At 42.3% G+C, this 13,241-nt stretch carries 15 protein-coding genes and 1 pseudogene; 10 read left to right on the forward strand and 6 right to left on the reverse strand.

The features are described 5' to 3' along the window. Positions 1–70 precede the first annotated feature (70 nt). Both ASG93_RS36280 and ASG93_RS10550 read left to right on the forward strand, forming a co-directional pair. Positions 71–202: pseudogene (locus ASG93_RS36280) on the forward strand (hypothetical protein); the annotation flags it as partial. 91 nt (positions 203–293) lie between these two features. After that, a complete protein-coding gene (locus ASG93_RS10550) occupies positions 294–788 on the forward strand; it encodes a hypothetical protein (RefSeq protein ID WP_056831630.1) in 495 nt (164 codons plus the stop codon). On the opposite strand, the gene ASG93_RS10555 is transcribed toward ASG93_RS10550, so the two are convergent. From ASG93_RS10555 to ASG93_RS10570, 4 genes are all read right to left on the reverse strand, one after another. Then, positions 785–1,003: a hypothetical protein gene (locus tag ASG93_RS10555; RefSeq protein ID WP_056831632.1), complete on the reverse strand. Its 219-nt coding sequence runs from the start codon at positions 1,001–1,003 to the stop codon at positions 785–787. The genes ASG93_RS10550 and ASG93_RS10555 overlap by 4 nt on opposite strands. A gap of 113 nt (positions 1,004–1,116) precedes the next feature. Further along, positions 1,117–2,238 carry a Ger(x)C family spore germination protein gene (locus tag ASG93_RS10560; protein ID WP_056831634.1) on the reverse strand — a complete coding sequence of 374 codons (1,122 nt, stop codon included), beginning with the start codon at positions 2,236–2,238 and terminating at the stop codon, positions 1,117–1,119. Then, positions 2,231–3,319, reverse strand: coding sequence for a GerAB/ArcD/ProY family transporter (locus ASG93_RS10565; protein WP_056831636.1), 1,089 nt, complete (start codon positions 3,317–3,319; stop codon positions 2,231–2,233). The genes ASG93_RS10560 and ASG93_RS10565 overlap by 8 nt, the downstream gene beginning before the upstream one ends. Before the next feature lie 11 nt (positions 3,320–3,330). After that, positions 3,331–4,734, reverse strand: a complete 1,404-nt coding sequence (locus ASG93_RS10570) for a spore germination protein (protein ID WP_056831638.1) — start codon at positions 4,732–4,734, stop codon at positions 3,331–3,333. A gap of 215 nt (positions 4,735–4,949) precedes the next feature. On the opposite strand from ASG93_RS10570, the gene ASG93_RS10575 reads away from it, so the two are divergent. Then, positions 4,950–5,879: a DMT family transporter gene (locus tag ASG93_RS10575; RefSeq protein WP_056831640.1), complete on the forward strand. Its 930-nt coding sequence runs from the start codon at positions 4,950–4,952 to the stop codon at positions 5,877–5,879. A 94-nt stretch (positions 5,880–5,973) separates the two neighbouring features. Here the strand turns inward: ASG93_RS10575 and ASG93_RS10580 are convergent, their stop codons facing one another. Beyond that, positions 5,974–6,183, reverse strand: coding sequence for a hypothetical protein (locus tag ASG93_RS10580; RefSeq protein ID WP_056831642.1), 210 nt, complete (start codon positions 6,181–6,183; stop codon positions 5,974–5,976). Positions 6,184–6,388: 205 nt separating this feature from the next. Between ASG93_RS10580 and ASG93_RS10585 the strand changes: the two genes are divergently transcribed. Both ASG93_RS10585 and ASG93_RS10590 read left to right on the forward strand, forming a co-directional pair. Then, a complete protein-coding gene (locus tag ASG93_RS10585) occupies positions 6,389–6,871 on the forward strand; it encodes a YhcN/YlaJ family sporulation lipoprotein (RefSeq protein WP_056831644.1) in 483 nt (160 codons plus the stop codon). 196 nt (positions 6,872–7,067) lie between these two features. Next, complete coding sequence (locus tag ASG93_RS10590) at positions 7,068–7,646, forward strand: YitT family protein (protein WP_056831646.1); 579 nt, start codon at positions 7,068–7,070, stop codon at positions 7,644–7,646. Between the two features lie 79 nt (positions 7,647–7,725). Here the strand turns inward: ASG93_RS10590 and ASG93_RS10595 are convergent, their stop codons facing one another. Further along, positions 7,726–8,100, reverse strand: a complete 375-nt coding sequence (locus ASG93_RS10595; RefSeq protein WP_056831648.1) for a hypothetical protein — start codon at positions 8,098–8,100, stop codon at positions 7,726–7,728. A 236-nt stretch (positions 8,101–8,336) separates the two neighbouring features. Here ASG93_RS10595 and ASG93_RS10600 point away from each other — a divergent pair, with 236 nt between their 5' ends. The 5 genes from ASG93_RS10600 to ASG93_RS10620 all read left to right on the forward strand — a co-directional run bounded on the left by ASG93_RS10600 (position 8,337) and on the right by ASG93_RS10620 (position 13,218). After that, complete coding sequence (locus ASG93_RS10600; protein ID WP_056831650.1) at positions 8,337–8,981, forward strand: chromate transporter; 645 nt, start codon at positions 8,337–8,339, stop codon at positions 8,979–8,981. Positions 8,982–8,996: 15 nt separating this feature from the next. Then, a complete protein-coding gene (locus ASG93_RS10605) occupies positions 8,997–9,539 on the forward strand; it encodes a chromate transporter (RefSeq protein ID WP_056831652.1) in 543 nt (180 codons plus the stop codon). 602 nt (positions 9,540–10,141) lie between these two features. Further along, positions 10,142–11,710 (forward strand): phosphoenolpyruvate carboxykinase (ATP), encoded by a 1,569-nt coding sequence (pckA, locus tag ASG93_RS10610; RefSeq protein ID WP_056831654.1) that lies wholly within the window; start codon positions 10,142–10,144, stop codon positions 11,708–11,710. An 80-nt stretch (positions 11,711–11,790) separates the two neighbouring features. Beyond that, on the forward strand, positions 11,791–12,402 hold the full coding sequence (locus ASG93_RS10615; RefSeq protein ID WP_056831656.1) for a helix-turn-helix transcriptional regulator: 612 nt from the start codon (positions 11,791–11,793) through the stop codon (positions 12,400–12,402). 15 nt (positions 12,403–12,417) lie between these two features. Further along, complete coding sequence (locus ASG93_RS10620; protein ID WP_056831657.1) at positions 12,418–13,218, forward strand: pyruvate, water dikinase regulatory protein; 801 nt, start codon at positions 12,418–12,420, stop codon at positions 13,216–13,218. Positions 13,219–13,241 lie beyond the last annotated feature (23 nt).

The raw sequence follows: 13,241 nt of genomic DNA on the forward strand, positions 1-13,241 counted from the left end.
ATGGAAGGTTGTCACATATATAATCCTGTTGAGCGAGTGAGAGCGCTTTTGACAGAGTTTCAACATTTTACTGAAGAGGTTATACGACAATGAGTACGGAAAAAACAAGCTTACGACCAGTTGGGGAGCTCCAGTAGGGGACAACCAAAACTCGATAACGGCGGGGGCATGGGGCCCAACGTTGATTCAAGATGTGCAGCTAGACAAACGCGCTCGTCCCTGAAGGACGATGGAGTCGTTTATCCTTGGCGGCATATGCTGTAGGGAGCAAGGCATAATCCGAAGAGGTGATCATGGTGGGAACTCGTTTATTATCCGAGCAGCTTGTGAGAAATCGTTTTCCGCATTTAAGATATATAAGGATTCATACACCTGAAAAGCATAAAGCGACGATCTACGCTTGGAATGGAGATTTGTACTTACCTGAGAATGATGTTCAAAGGGTACAACATTATGCAAGCGGTTACTTGTATCCCTATGTCAACTTTCAAGTAAAGGCATATAGCGCAGTTCAACCCGACAAAGTTCCACAACTGCAAGAAATACCGGCAGCTATCATCCAAACAGCGATGCGCAGAAATTTGAATCAATATGGCATTTTAGAGGCGATAAACCGATTATTTCCTTATGGTCGTTTAAAATTTAACAGATATCAAGCTGCGGATAGTATCATCCATTTTGATTTTCATGCAATTAGATTACTCCATGATAAGGAAAAAAGGGCCATGCACGATTATTTACAAGAATTGATTCCGCTTGGTTCCTATTGTGAGGTTACCTTTTATTAAGATTGATTGTTGGAACGTTCCTCAATACGGAACTCGCTTTCATCCCGCAAATAATTCGTTTCGCCAATCTTTACGTAATGAGTCGAATACTTTTCGATTACACCTGAAGCGATGAAGACGGGGATATCATCTGCTGTATGTTGAATGACGGCTACCCTAACTTGCGATAACGCAGCCGCGAATAATTCCATATCCGTTGTCAGTGTCTTGTTCATTGAGCTTTTCACCTCCGGGCTCCATGTCTCGTTAAGCCATCCTCTGATTCTAGCACAGGAACATTAACGTTAAAAGAGTCCGGAACGGTTCATACTGATTTCCAGCTGAAACGCTATCGAATCATGCCATAATCACGAATTGTGGTGTCTACTTCTACACGGATATCAGCACGGGGATACATCGATTTCCAATGCAAATTATTCCATTTCTCATAGCTCATACTGTTGCGGACGTAAGTTCCGATTCCCAAGTTATCCCCACCGATGCGCTGCACATGGCTAACTATCGCTTGTAGCTGTTCGCGAATGGCATCTGACAAATCCTGATCTAATTTTTTCTGCTCTACCGCTTTTTTGAATGTTGACTTTCCTGTGTATTCCAAAATAATGCCGCTCAATCGAATACGGATGACGACTTGAGGGACGGAGCTTTCACGTTCCTGCTTGTTAACAATGACTTCTCTTTTGCTTGCGATTGAACTAATCATCGCCTTTTCTTTCCGTCCAGAGGAATGATCCATGAATGTAATAATGAATTCACCCATTTTTAGGCTTTTACTAAGAATAGTAAACAGTACGGTTTGTTCTGCTCTAATTTTGCCAATGTAACGATCTTTTTTGAAAAGAGCAATCCCGTCGATTTCAACATTATCACCTTTTACTACAAGCATAGGGGCAATTGGATCCGTACCATCGTCAAAATAGTCGCGTACGAAACTGTAGAGAGATACGTCAGGAGCCTCATGAATTTTGGACTCTTGGGTTATTAACTGATCAATATGACTCCCGACGGATCGTATTTGAGCATATTTATGGGTCAACATGTCTACAGCACTGCCGTTAACTACGACAATTTTCATTCGTTCTCCAACAGTATAATCGCGGCGATAGGAATCAAGTTCCTTCCAAATCCCCTGTTTAGCCAATTCTTTCCCGAATAATATACTTCTCAATTGCCCTGAAACAAGGGTTTTGTTAATTTTACGGGACAATTTGCTTCTCCCATCTTTAGGAGATTCAGCTATGGTTTGGAGAATTTCTGCTTGCTGTTTATCCATTGTTCCTGCTTTCGGGATGGCGATAGCGATAGACACGTCCTTTTCAGAAGGTTTTCCATTCTCTTCATAAACGGAGTCTATAGCAACGGTATCAGACATGCCTAGTTTTTCAATGCGATTTTGTTCGACACAACCGGTTAGACATAAAAGTACGGCAACCATAACCCAACTACGCATAATCCCGCCCTCTATATTTGTTAATTATAAGGAGTACGATAAGGAAGATCGGCAGCAAGAAAGCAACCCCTGCTTCAGATATTCCAAACAGACCTAACCAATGGATGGTCTTTTCAAGCGGAGAAGGAATGACAATCAAGGCAGTTAATGGGAAAATCGCAAAAATAGCATAGGGGATCCACTGTTTGTTTGAAGCTGGCAGGAGCCATTTTATCGTTTCAATCGCTGCCCAACCGAATACGACATTCGTAATAAGGACTCGAAATAACGTTATATTAAATACGAGATCATCGACTCGTTTCAAAAAGGGGAGTTCCACATAGGAGAGCAAATTGAGTACAGGATACTTCATATGCTGAAGTTGATGCAGGCTGAAAAAGCCAAAGGAAGCAAATGCAACTATCGTATAAGTAAATGTGGTGATTAGATTTGCAATTTGAAAAGCACGGATTAAGTGTGTTTTTTCATTCGTATAAGGAAATAGCAAAAGGCATAGTTCATAACCCAGAAAAGCAATGTAAACCTCAATCCATCCTTTGAAGGAATGAGTGACATCCTTAAACCAAAAGGTAGTCATTCGCGATAGTTCAAAATCGCTAATGGCATAAAATAAGAGTAAAAAATTCCAAATAATTACACAAAAAGCGATGACCGCGGTTCTGGAGATACTCATAATGCCCTTAGTCAAAAGCAAGAAAACTAGAAGCTCGAACAAAATATACAAATAGGCGGGGTGGAGCGAGGGGAATGATAACGATTTTAGAATTAAAATATATTCTTTACCAACCAAGCTGCCTAGCATTGCCCATAATCCAGCTAGAACCCCGAAAAAAGGAACTAAAATGAATTTCGGTAAAGCAGATTGTGAAATTTCGAAAATAGATCTCCCTCTACCTAATCGATAAACGAATGAAATGAGCAGTAGATTGAAAGCGGCAACGGATGAACAGATTAGTAAAGCTGCCCACCCATTTGTACCGATATTCTCAGATAATAGCCGAGGAAGGCTGAATACGACGACACCGGTTTGAGCGAAGTTCGCCATAATGGTGGTCTGATAAAATGGAAGCTTAGCGCGCATAAGTGTCTCCTTCATTTGTTCGAATTATTGGTGCTAGGCTTTTTGAGTTTGGTCAAAATCTGTATGGGTGCTCGGATAATAAGTTCTAACCAACGACTTGGTTTCGAAGGAGCAATTGGGTATAAATAAGAGATCCCGAACATGTTAAAACCAGAAAGTTGAATCATAATAAAACTGAGTCCAAACACCAGTCCGAAATTTCCGAGGAGACCGGCCATCAGAATGATCGCAAATCGCAGCAAGCGGATGGAAGAGCTCATGATATAACTTGGTATGACGAAGGAAGCGATAGCTGAAATAGCTACCGAGATGATGAGAATATTGCTTGTAATACCAGCCTGAACGGCCGCTTGTCCGATGACGATCCCGCCGACGGTGCCGATGGTCGTACCGATTTTGGTAGGTAAACGTGCGCCTGCTTCGCGAAGCAGCTCGATGGTCATTTCCATAACAATGGCCTCTAGAAGAGGGGAGAAAGGTACTTTATTCCGGGATTCCATTAAGTTTAACAACAGAGATGGTGGAATCATTTCATAATGATAAGTTACTAGAGATACATAAAATGCTGTGAAGCAAAGTGTGATGAATAAGGCGATGAAGCGTAGAATGCGAACCGCTGAGGCCACGGCCCAAGGTTGATAATAATCGTCAGGCGATGAGAAAAATTCAATAAACGAGGTTGGTGCGCTGAAAGCGACTGGACTCCCGTCGAGCAGCCCCACAATTTTGCCGCTTGTCAGCTTGTCTGCTATATGATCAGGTCGAACGCTTGTTAGGAATTGCGGGAAAATTGATAGTTTGTCAGGGGTTAAATGTTGTGTAAGTGTATTCGTATCATAGATCGTTTGGATATCAAGCTTTTCAATCATTTCGCTTAAATGCTGCAAATGCGCGGGTTCTGCAAGTTCCTCCAAATAAAGGAGAACCATCGTTGTTCCTGTTCTTGTACCAATGGTGAAGGTGATTGCTTTTAATCCAGGATCCCTTATACGTCTCCGTATCAAAGACAAATTTGTACTTAACGACTCGGTGAACGAGTCCATGGGACCATTTATGACGCTTTCTATCTCTGAATTTTGAATGGATCGCGATTCAGGTGAGTAAGCTTCATGCAAGTAACCTCTATTTTTATAGTAAATAGCGATATTTCCAGCCAAAATGCCTGTAACAAGTTCGCTTGCTTCCAGTTTAAGTATATAGGAAGATTGGCTCAGGATAGAAACCATATCAGCATCTTTATTATTAAAGGGCTCTAAGGCATCTTTTCTAAGAATCTCTGTGCTGACAAGGTGACCGAAATAAATGAGATCAATTTGCTGAAGCGGGAGATGCAGATGAGATAAATCGGAGCAATCGCAGAGCAATTGCAAAGTTTGCTCTAGAAGACTATGTTCACTCTTCAAGTCTACGCTCATGCTAATCGATCTCCTTTCGGCAAAGAATACAGATTACCCAATATTTCCATTCTTTATTATGGTTCTTTTGCGAATTCACTATTCGAGTTCACGGAAAATAACCCAATTAAGCGTCTAATTTTCCATACATCGCCTTATGGGTTGAATCATATGTTATCATGATGAATGAATAAGAGAATGATCTAAGCGTTATTAAAAAAGGAGCTCGAATCTATATGATCAAACATTCCCCCTACATTCTGCTAGTTCTCGCCACATGTATATGGGGAGGTAATTTTGTTGCTGGCAAGGCGCTTGTCCTTCATATTCCACCGATTACACTGGCTGCCTTACGTTGGAGTATTGCTTTTCTTTGTCTTCTGCCATTCTTTGGCAAGCAGGCTTGGCAGCTTAGAGCTGAATTTCTCCGCAGCTGGAAAATGATTCTTTTTCTGTCCGCAACCGGTGTTGCGGGATTTAATACCTTAACCTATGTGGCTGTCCAATATACAGGTTCGATTAATGCTTCATTAATGAATTCGGCCACGCCTATCCTGGTTGTGATTTTAACCTGGTTAGTTATGAAAGAGAGGTTCGCATGGTCGGCTTTACCAGGAATTTTGGTGTCCATGGCTGGTGTGAGCTGGATTATTAGTCGGGGGAGTGTGTCGGCGCTCTTGAGTCTTTCTTTTAACAAAGGCGACTTGTTTATGCTAGTGGCCGTTCTGTGTTGGGCTCTATATTCGGTAGGTATGAAAAAGATGTCAGGACGATTCCCATCCAGTCCTTTTCTACTAATTCAAATGACTGTGGCTTTAGTGCTGCTGCTTCCGCTTTCGGCAATGGAGTGGGCGCTGAAATCGCCACACGTTGATTGGAGTCCTTCTCTTGTAACAGGACTTATTTATATTGGTTTGTTTGCATCGATTGTAGCTTTCTTGAGCTGGAATCGCGCCATTGAGCTTGCTGGGCCTCAGCGTTGTGCGGGTTTTCTGAATCTGATTCCGATGTTCAGTGCGGTTTTTGCAACAGCTTTTACCGGGGAAGCGTTAAGGATGTATCATCTTTTAGGGGCGATTTGGATCGTTGCAGGGGTGTACATCACGAATTATGCAATAAAGAAGCAGCAAACGAAAGATGCAAGAATAGAGATAGCAAAAACCTAGCGGAGCTTCCGCTAGGTTTTTCGCTTCAAGTAAGGCCCAATGTGCATACTGACGCTCCACCGTGGAACATTTCAAAGAAAAATAGGACTATTATTTAGACTTGTGGGGCGCTTTGAAGCGAAGAGTATACTTGGCTTACCATTGTTTGCGCCTGGGCTATCTCAGCAGAGGCTGCTTTTAAAGCTTGTTCACATAACGTTTGGTTTGCAGCAGATTGTTCGATTGCTTGAGCAATCATGTCTTTGGCGATTGATGAAGATGCTTCTGCCTTTTTTAACAGGTCTGTGTCGATTTGTTGGGCCATTTCTTTCTCCTCCATCCAGATAATTATTTAATAACGAACATAATATATCCCATCTTAATAAAAAAAAACTGGAAATAAATAAGTCAACGAAAGGATTGAACGTTGGAAAGTTTCGTTAGAAATCAACCGCCTGAGAGGAATGAATATATGATTGATTAAGCATACTAAACACACAACACAGATTGCATATGAGGGGTGTACTAAGATGTTTATAACCAAAAGATCTCACAAAGCTTTGATTTTAACCGCAGCGACCATATCCATTATTGTATCGGGATGTGCAGCTAAACCAAATAACCTAAAACAGCAAAATGCACCAATTAAACAGCAACAAGTACAACAACCGGGTACTGAGGATAATCGCATCCAAATAGCGAAAGAAGCGGCAGCGAAAATTGCAACGCTAGACAGCGTAAAACAAACAAATGTGCTGGTAACCAAAAGAAATGCCTATGTTGCTGCTGTGCTAAAAAACAATCAACAATTAACACGTAATATTGAAGACCAAATTGCCAATCAAGTCAGAGCAACGGACCCGAATATCCAGAATGTTTACGTCTCAACGAATCCAGATTTGGTGAACCGCTTCAATACTTATGTACTTGATGTTCAACAAGGAAGACCAGTTGCCGGTTTTGTTGACCAGTTTAAAGAGATCGTAGCTAGAGTTTTCCCGACCGCCAAATAATTTCTTATCAGGGATGGAAAAAGTTTATGAGCAGGCAGCCGGCATTATTAGCGGCTGCCTGCTTGCGTTTTCAGGCACGGCTCAGTTGGTATGATAGTCATCACTCAGCCGTTTTCTCCAATTACAAAAGATTAGATTCTTTTATTTCTGTTCTCAGCATATTAATCAGACAAGCCTTTTACAGGAGCTGGTTGGTTTGTCTTCGTTACAAAAAAACATAGCAATCATTTTGGGGAGTTTGCTGATTTCAATAGGGATCAATTTTTTTCTCATGCCATTTAAGATACTAGATGGCGGGCTCATTGGAATTGCCCTTATTATTAATTATTTGTTTGGACTCAAAGTGGGACTAATTATGTTTTTGTGCAGCATTCCTATTTTTATATTGGTATGGTTTCATTACAGTGAGATGTTTTACAACAGCATTTATGGGTTGTTCTTTTCTTCATTCGTTATCGATTTCTTAGTTCCATACCGTGATCTTTTCTTATTTTATGTGGATTTTACATCATTCAGCAGCTCCGTGATCGGCGGATTTATTGTGGGAACTGGGATAGGAATCATGTTGCGTTATGAAACCAGTACCGGCGGAACGGACTTGCTGGCGCAATATTTCTCGAAATGGGTTCCGCTAAATGTGGGAATAATTATTTTTATCATCGATGGTATGATTATCTGCCTTGGAGGACTGTTGCTGTCGGCTGAAACATTCCTGCTTTCCATCCTTACAATTACCGCAGGTGGTGTAGCGACTAGTCTTTGTACGATGAAATGAAAAACCACCGGAATATTGGATTGGAATATGCAAAAAAACTGCGTTCCCTACAACTGTAGAAAACGCAGTTTTTTTTGTCTTAATCGATTTTCTCCATATGCGCATGATTGCGGCGAAGGAGATCAACAGCCGCCGGATAATCGGCATCGCTGACTTTGGCTGAAAGCACATAATAAAGAGCATCTTCATCCTCATCCCTATATGCTTCAGAAGAATGAGTCTCGACTGTTGGCATCACGCCTAGAACTCCGACACCATTATTCAGATTCGTTTCTCCGCCGGTTCCAACTCCGGCTACGAAAGGCAGCAGTACACGTCCGGTGCCATTGAAGCCATCTGGCAATCTGCCAACTTCGAGCATTTCCGGACTATACTTCAGCAGTAGAACCTTCGCATCTTCGGCTTGATTTTCACTGTGAAATAGGCTTGAATCATCCGGCTCATGAATTTTCACTCCTTATAATAGTGTTGGTAAGGTTGATCATATAGAAAACTTACCCAGATAGCAGCGTAATACCGACCTTTCAATCAAAATAAATTAAACTTAGCTTAATGATCGGGATTATCGGATTGAATTAGACGTAAATCCTGCATTATAAGGGATAATGAAGGAAGGGATTAAATCTTTTGATTGGACAAAAATCTATCTTTAGTTCAAAATAGAATTAAGTGCAGGGGAGGTCAACCAACATGCCGACAAATAACTTTCGTCATTTACTACGTATTTTTTGGACATTTCTTCGTATCAGTCCACTCACATTCGGTGGTGGTTATGCCATGCTTCCTGCTATCCAAAGAGAAGTTGTCGTCACGAACAAGTGGATGACCGACGATGAGATGTCGGAACTGCTTGCGATTTCTGGAGCAGCTCCGGGTGGTGTAGGCGTCAATGTATCAGCTCTAGTAGGGTATCATTTGGCAGGAATAAGAGGAGCGATAGCAGCCGTCATTGGCATTACGCTTCCTACTTTTTTTATCGTGATACTGCTGAGTATCATTTACACATTCCTTCAAAGTTATCCGAAAATGCAAGCCATTATGGAAGGTATCCATGCGGCTATCGTAGGATTAATCGCTGCCGCTGCTTACAAAATGGCGAAATCCTCTATTATAGATAAAATGACGCTAATAGCCGCAGTTTGCACCGTTCTTTTGCTGCTCTTCCTGCCGATATCACCTATTTTAATGATTATTTTCGGTCTATTGGTCGGGATTGCCGTTGTTTTCCTGAAACAGCGCTTGGGAATGAAGAATCCGATCAAGAGGCAAGATGACTCAATGTCAGGAGACAAAAGCAATCTTGCTGCCGACTATTACTTCGCAGACGGGATTTGAGGAATGAGGTGGAATATGCTCTTAAGTTTGTTTATTACTTTCTTTAAAATTGGCATGATCTCATTCGGTGGCGGTTACGCAATGATTCCTGTTATCCAAAGTGAGGTGGAGAGGCATCAATGGCTCACTTCCGGTGATTTTAATAACGTTATATCCTTAGCTGGTACAGGCCCCGGACCGATTGCAACGAATAGCGCCACGTTAATCGGATTTCATACAGCCGGTGTGCCAGGTGCTATTGCAGCTACGTTAGGAATGGTGCTGCCTTCACTCATCCTTATTATTGTATTAGCCGCTTTTTTGTATAAATGGCATGCGAATAAATGGTTTAAATCTTCTTTCTATGGTTTGAAACCAGTCGTAACAGGCTTTATCATTTTTGCAGCGATACACTTCGGATGGTCGGGGTTAGGACCAGTGAAGCATCAAATATCTTGGGACCAAATTGCCACAGTGCTTATTGCGGTAGGTGCCTTTCTAGCCATTATTAAATATAAGCTGCATCCTTTTATGGTCATCGTATTTGCGGGTGTTATGGGCATTGTTTTTTTTCAGTAATTTAATAAAGCATCTTCTTATAGGGCTCTCTTTTCATTCCTTCAGATGGAGTGAAAGGAGAGTTTTTTATTAACATTATAGAAAGTATAAGTTTTCAGGAGAGGACTGAGGGGTTACCCCTTTCTAATAGAATTTATATGTTTTGTGCTAAGAGTTTGGGCTGGAGTGAACTTTAACGAGAAGGCGTGACTTTGGTTTTGGAGAAACCATGCAATTGTACATGCTTTTTTTTCTTTAAATAGGTTCTATTCGTAAATTCCTGCAATCGTGCAGGCTTTTCTCGGTCTTTTTTAAATTTTAGGATGGAAGAGCTGAAAATTCCTGCATTTTAGCAGGCTTTTCCACTTCTGAAACTAGATTTAGCAAAATACCTGCACTTTCGCAATTATTTTAGGCCGTTGCCATATTAGTTCTCCTCGAACATTAGGAGGAATTCAATGACGGTTTTTTATTATTGTGTATTATTTGTGTCGAATAGTGATAAAAAAATATTTTATGTGCTATAAACAATATTATATTCACTTATTTCGTTATATAATGTACACTATATAACAAATAGAACACACTATATATAATGCCTTATCAATGAGAGGGATGGGAGAATGAGCATAGAACTAAAGGTTGAACAGCTAAGAGCAGGTGCCACCCACTATAATTTGTCAGTGTCAGAGCTAATGAGAGTGAGCATTGAGCGCAAAGAAGGATCTTTCGCGTCCTCCGGAGCGCTTCAGGTGAACACTGGTAAATATACAGGGCGTTCTCCCAAGGACAAATACATTGTAAATGAAGCTTCTGTAGCTGATCATATCGATTGGGGAGCTGTGAATCAGCCGATGTCGGAGCAGCAATTCGAGCGGCTGTATCAAAAAGCGCAAGACTACATGGCGGTGAAAGAATTGTTCATCTTTGATGGTTTTGCTGGAGCAGATTTGGCGTACAGGCTGCCGATTCGAGTAGTCAATGAGTATGCTTGGCACAATTTGTTCGCCCATCAACTGTTTATTCGTCCTAGTCAGATGGAATTGCTGTCGCATAAGCCGGAGTTCACTGTTATTGCTCTACCCGGTTTTAAAGCTGATCCACTCATCGACGGTACCAGGTCGGAAACGTTCATTTCCATTTCTTTTGAGAAAAAAATCGTGCTGATTGGCGGTACGGAATACGCCGGTGAAATGAAGAAATCCATTTTCAGCGTTCTGAATTATCTCTTGCCTGGTCAAGAAGTTCTACCTATGCATTGCTCGGCCAATGTTAGTGAAGAAGGACATGTAGCTTTGTTCTTCGGGTTATCTGGCACAGGGAAAACGACACTTTCGGCGGATCCGAATCGCCGTCTCATCGGTGATGATGAACATGGCTGGACGGAGACGGGCGTATTTAATTTCGAGGGAGGCTGCTACGCAAAATGTGCTGGCCTTACTGAGGCGAAAGAGCCGCAGATTTGGCAGGCCATCCGATTCGGTACGGTTTTGGAGAATGTTGTGCTTGATCCTACGAGCGGCGTTGCCGATTACGGCAATACGCAAATTACGGAAAATACACGTGCAGCCTATCCTTTGGAGTATATCCCTGGCGTGAAGATTCCGGGAATCGCCGGTCATCCTGATGTCATCATGTTCTTGACGGCTGATGCCTCCGGAGTTCTGCCTCCTATTTCCAAGCTGACGAAAGAACAAGCAATGTACCACTTCTTGTCTGGTTACACGTCAAAGCTCGCTGGTACAGAACGTGGAGTTACGGAACCAGAAGCAACGTTCTCTACTTGTTTCGGGGCGCCATTCTTGCCGCTTCGTCCTAACGTTTATGCACAGATGCTGGGGCGTAAGATCGAAGAACATAAGGCCAACGTGTACCTCATTAATACAGGTTGGGTTGGCGGTTCTTATGGCGAAGGCAAACGCATGAATTTAGTGTATACAAGAGCAATGGTTACAGCTGCTTTAAACGGCAGCTTGGAGAATACGACGTTCACGGAAGTTCCCTTCTTCGGTCTATTATGTCCTGATGCGGTACCAGGGGTTCCGAGCGAGCTCTTACTGCCAAGGAACACTTGGCAAGATCAAAGTCAATATGATGTCAAGGCGAAGGAATTAGCGCAGCGTTTTATCCATAACTTCCAAAAATTCGAGGGTGTCGATGAACGTATCAGCGCTGCTGGTCCTAAGATTTAAAACGAACTTTAGATGAGTTAGAATAAGTAAGACAAGATTTAGGAAAGGGGGGAAACATCATAGAGCTTACATCCCGACAGATGGAAATTATCGATTTAGTCAAAAAGCATGCACCGATTACAGGGGAGCGAATTGCTGAATTGCTTGGAATTAGCCGTCCGACCATTCGTTCCGACCTTGCAGTTTTGGTAATGCTTCGCTATATCGATGCCAAACCAAAGGTAGGATATTTCCTAGGAACGGCTGCTCTTGAAGTAGATTCACCTTTCAAACATATAGAAGCTGTAAAAGTAAAGGATGTCATGGGAATCCCTATTGTTCTTAGGGAAACCTCCACCGTAAGCGACGCTGTAGTAACTCTTTTTCTCGAAAATGTAGGAAGCTTGATTGTTGTGAATATGCAGGGGGTTTTAGCCGGCATTGTTACTAGGAAGGACTTGCTAAAAGTTACGCTTGGGCAAGCGACGGCAAATACTATGCCCGTTTCACTAGTCATGACAAGGCATCCGAATGTTGTGACGGTAAACCCGGAAGACAGTGTATTAGAAGCAGCGCGGAAAATGATTCATCATCAAGTAGATGGGCTGCCTGTGGTTAAGAGTGAGGCTGATCAAGAGCCAGATGAAGTGGTTGGCCGAATTACGAAAACAACAATGACCAAATTGCTGCTTGATGTAGCGCTGGGTACTTAATCAGGGGGAGTGTAAGTGGGAGAGAAGATCCATACGATTTTCGTTTGTTCGGATTCAGTGGGAGAAACAGCGAATACTGTCGTACAAGCAACGATCCGCCAATTTAATGCAAGCCAAGTACAAGTCAGGCGTTTCGGATCTATCCGAACGGAAGATGAAGTACGCGCTTTAGTAGAAGAGGCAGCGAAAGTGGATGGTTTCATTGCTTATACGTTAGTATTGCCTGAGCTTAGAGAGATGATGCGGCAGGAAGCCATACGTTTAAGTGTAAATGCCATTGATATCATGGGACCCATGATGCAGGCTTTCATAGATACTTTTAAGGGTTCTCCGAAGCGGAAAGTCGGTTTGCTTTATCAGCTTGATGAACAATACTACCAACGAGTAGAAGCGGTAGAGTTCACGGTAAACAGTGACGATGGCAAGGACCCTAGCGCTATGAAGCAAGCGCAAATTGTTTTAATTGGACCTTCCCGAACCTCCAAAACGCCACTCAGCATTTATTTGGCGCACAAAGGCTATAAGGTGGCGAATTACCCGCTTGTTCCTGAGGTGAAGCCGCCTGCAATTATATATGAGCTTGACCCGAGTAAATTAATTGGTTTGACGATGAGTCCCGAACATCTGGTACGTATTCGCACGGAACGTCTGAAAGCGGTCGGACTTCCTTTTGGCGCTAAATATGCGACAGGGGAGCGAGTCGAAGAAGAGCTGGCATTCGCAATGAAATTATATCGTGAGATTGGTTGTAAGATCATTGATGTAAGTGAGAAGGCCATTGAAGAAACGGCTGGTCTGATTCTAGCAGACAGATAGCGGGGAAGCCAATATTTCCTAAT

Origin of the sequence: Paenibacillus sp. Soil787, assembly GCF_001429545.1 — a bacterium.
Classification (GTDB): Bacteria; Bacillota; Bacilli; order Paenibacillales; family NBRC-103111; genus Paenibacillus_E.

Excerpts from the sequence above, each read along its gene's own strand:
- ASG93_RS10550 (WP_056831630.1), top strand. The coding sequence starts at position 294 with ATGGTGGGAACTCGTTTATTATCCGAGCAGCTTGTGAGAAATCGTTTT.
- ASG93_RS10555 (WP_056831632.1), bottom strand. The coding sequence starts at position 1,003 with ATGAACAAGACACTGACAACGGATATGGAATTATTCGCGGCTGCGTTA.
- ASG93_RS10560 (WP_056831634.1), bottom strand. The coding sequence starts at position 2,238 with ATGCGTAGTTGGGTTATGGTTGCCGTACTTTTATGTCTAACCGGTTGT.
- ASG93_RS10565 (WP_056831636.1), bottom strand. The coding sequence starts at position 3,319 with ATGCGCGCTAAGCTTCCATTTTATCAGACCACCATTATGGCGAACTTC.
- ASG93_RS10570 (WP_056831638.1), bottom strand. The coding sequence starts at position 4,734 with ATGAGCGTAGACTTGAAGAGTGAACATAGTCTTCTAGAGCAAACTTTG.
- ASG93_RS10575 (WP_056831640.1), top strand. The coding sequence starts at position 4,950 with ATGATCAAACATTCCCCCTACATTCTGCTAGTTCTCGCCACATGTATA.
- ASG93_RS10580 (WP_056831642.1), bottom strand. The coding sequence starts at position 6,183 with ATGGCCCAACAAATCGACACAGACCTGTTAAAAAAGGCAGAAGCATCT.
- ASG93_RS10585 (WP_056831644.1), top strand. The coding sequence starts at position 6,389 with ATGTTTATAACCAAAAGATCTCACAAAGCTTTGATTTTAACCGCAGCG.
- ASG93_RS10600 (WP_056831650.1), top strand. The coding sequence starts at position 8,337 with ATGCCGACAAATAACTTTCGTCATTTACTACGTATTTTTTGGACATTT.
- ASG93_RS10605 (WP_056831652.1), top strand. The coding sequence starts at position 8,997 with ATGCTCTTAAGTTTGTTTATTACTTTCTTTAAAATTGGCATGATCTCA.
- pckA (WP_056831654.1), top strand. The coding sequence starts at position 10,142 with ATGAGCATAGAACTAAAGGTTGAACAGCTAAGAGCAGGTGCCACCCAC.
- ASG93_RS10615 (WP_056831656.1), top strand. The coding sequence starts at position 11,791 with ATGGAAATTATCGATTTAGTCAAAAAGCATGCACCGATTACAGGGGAG.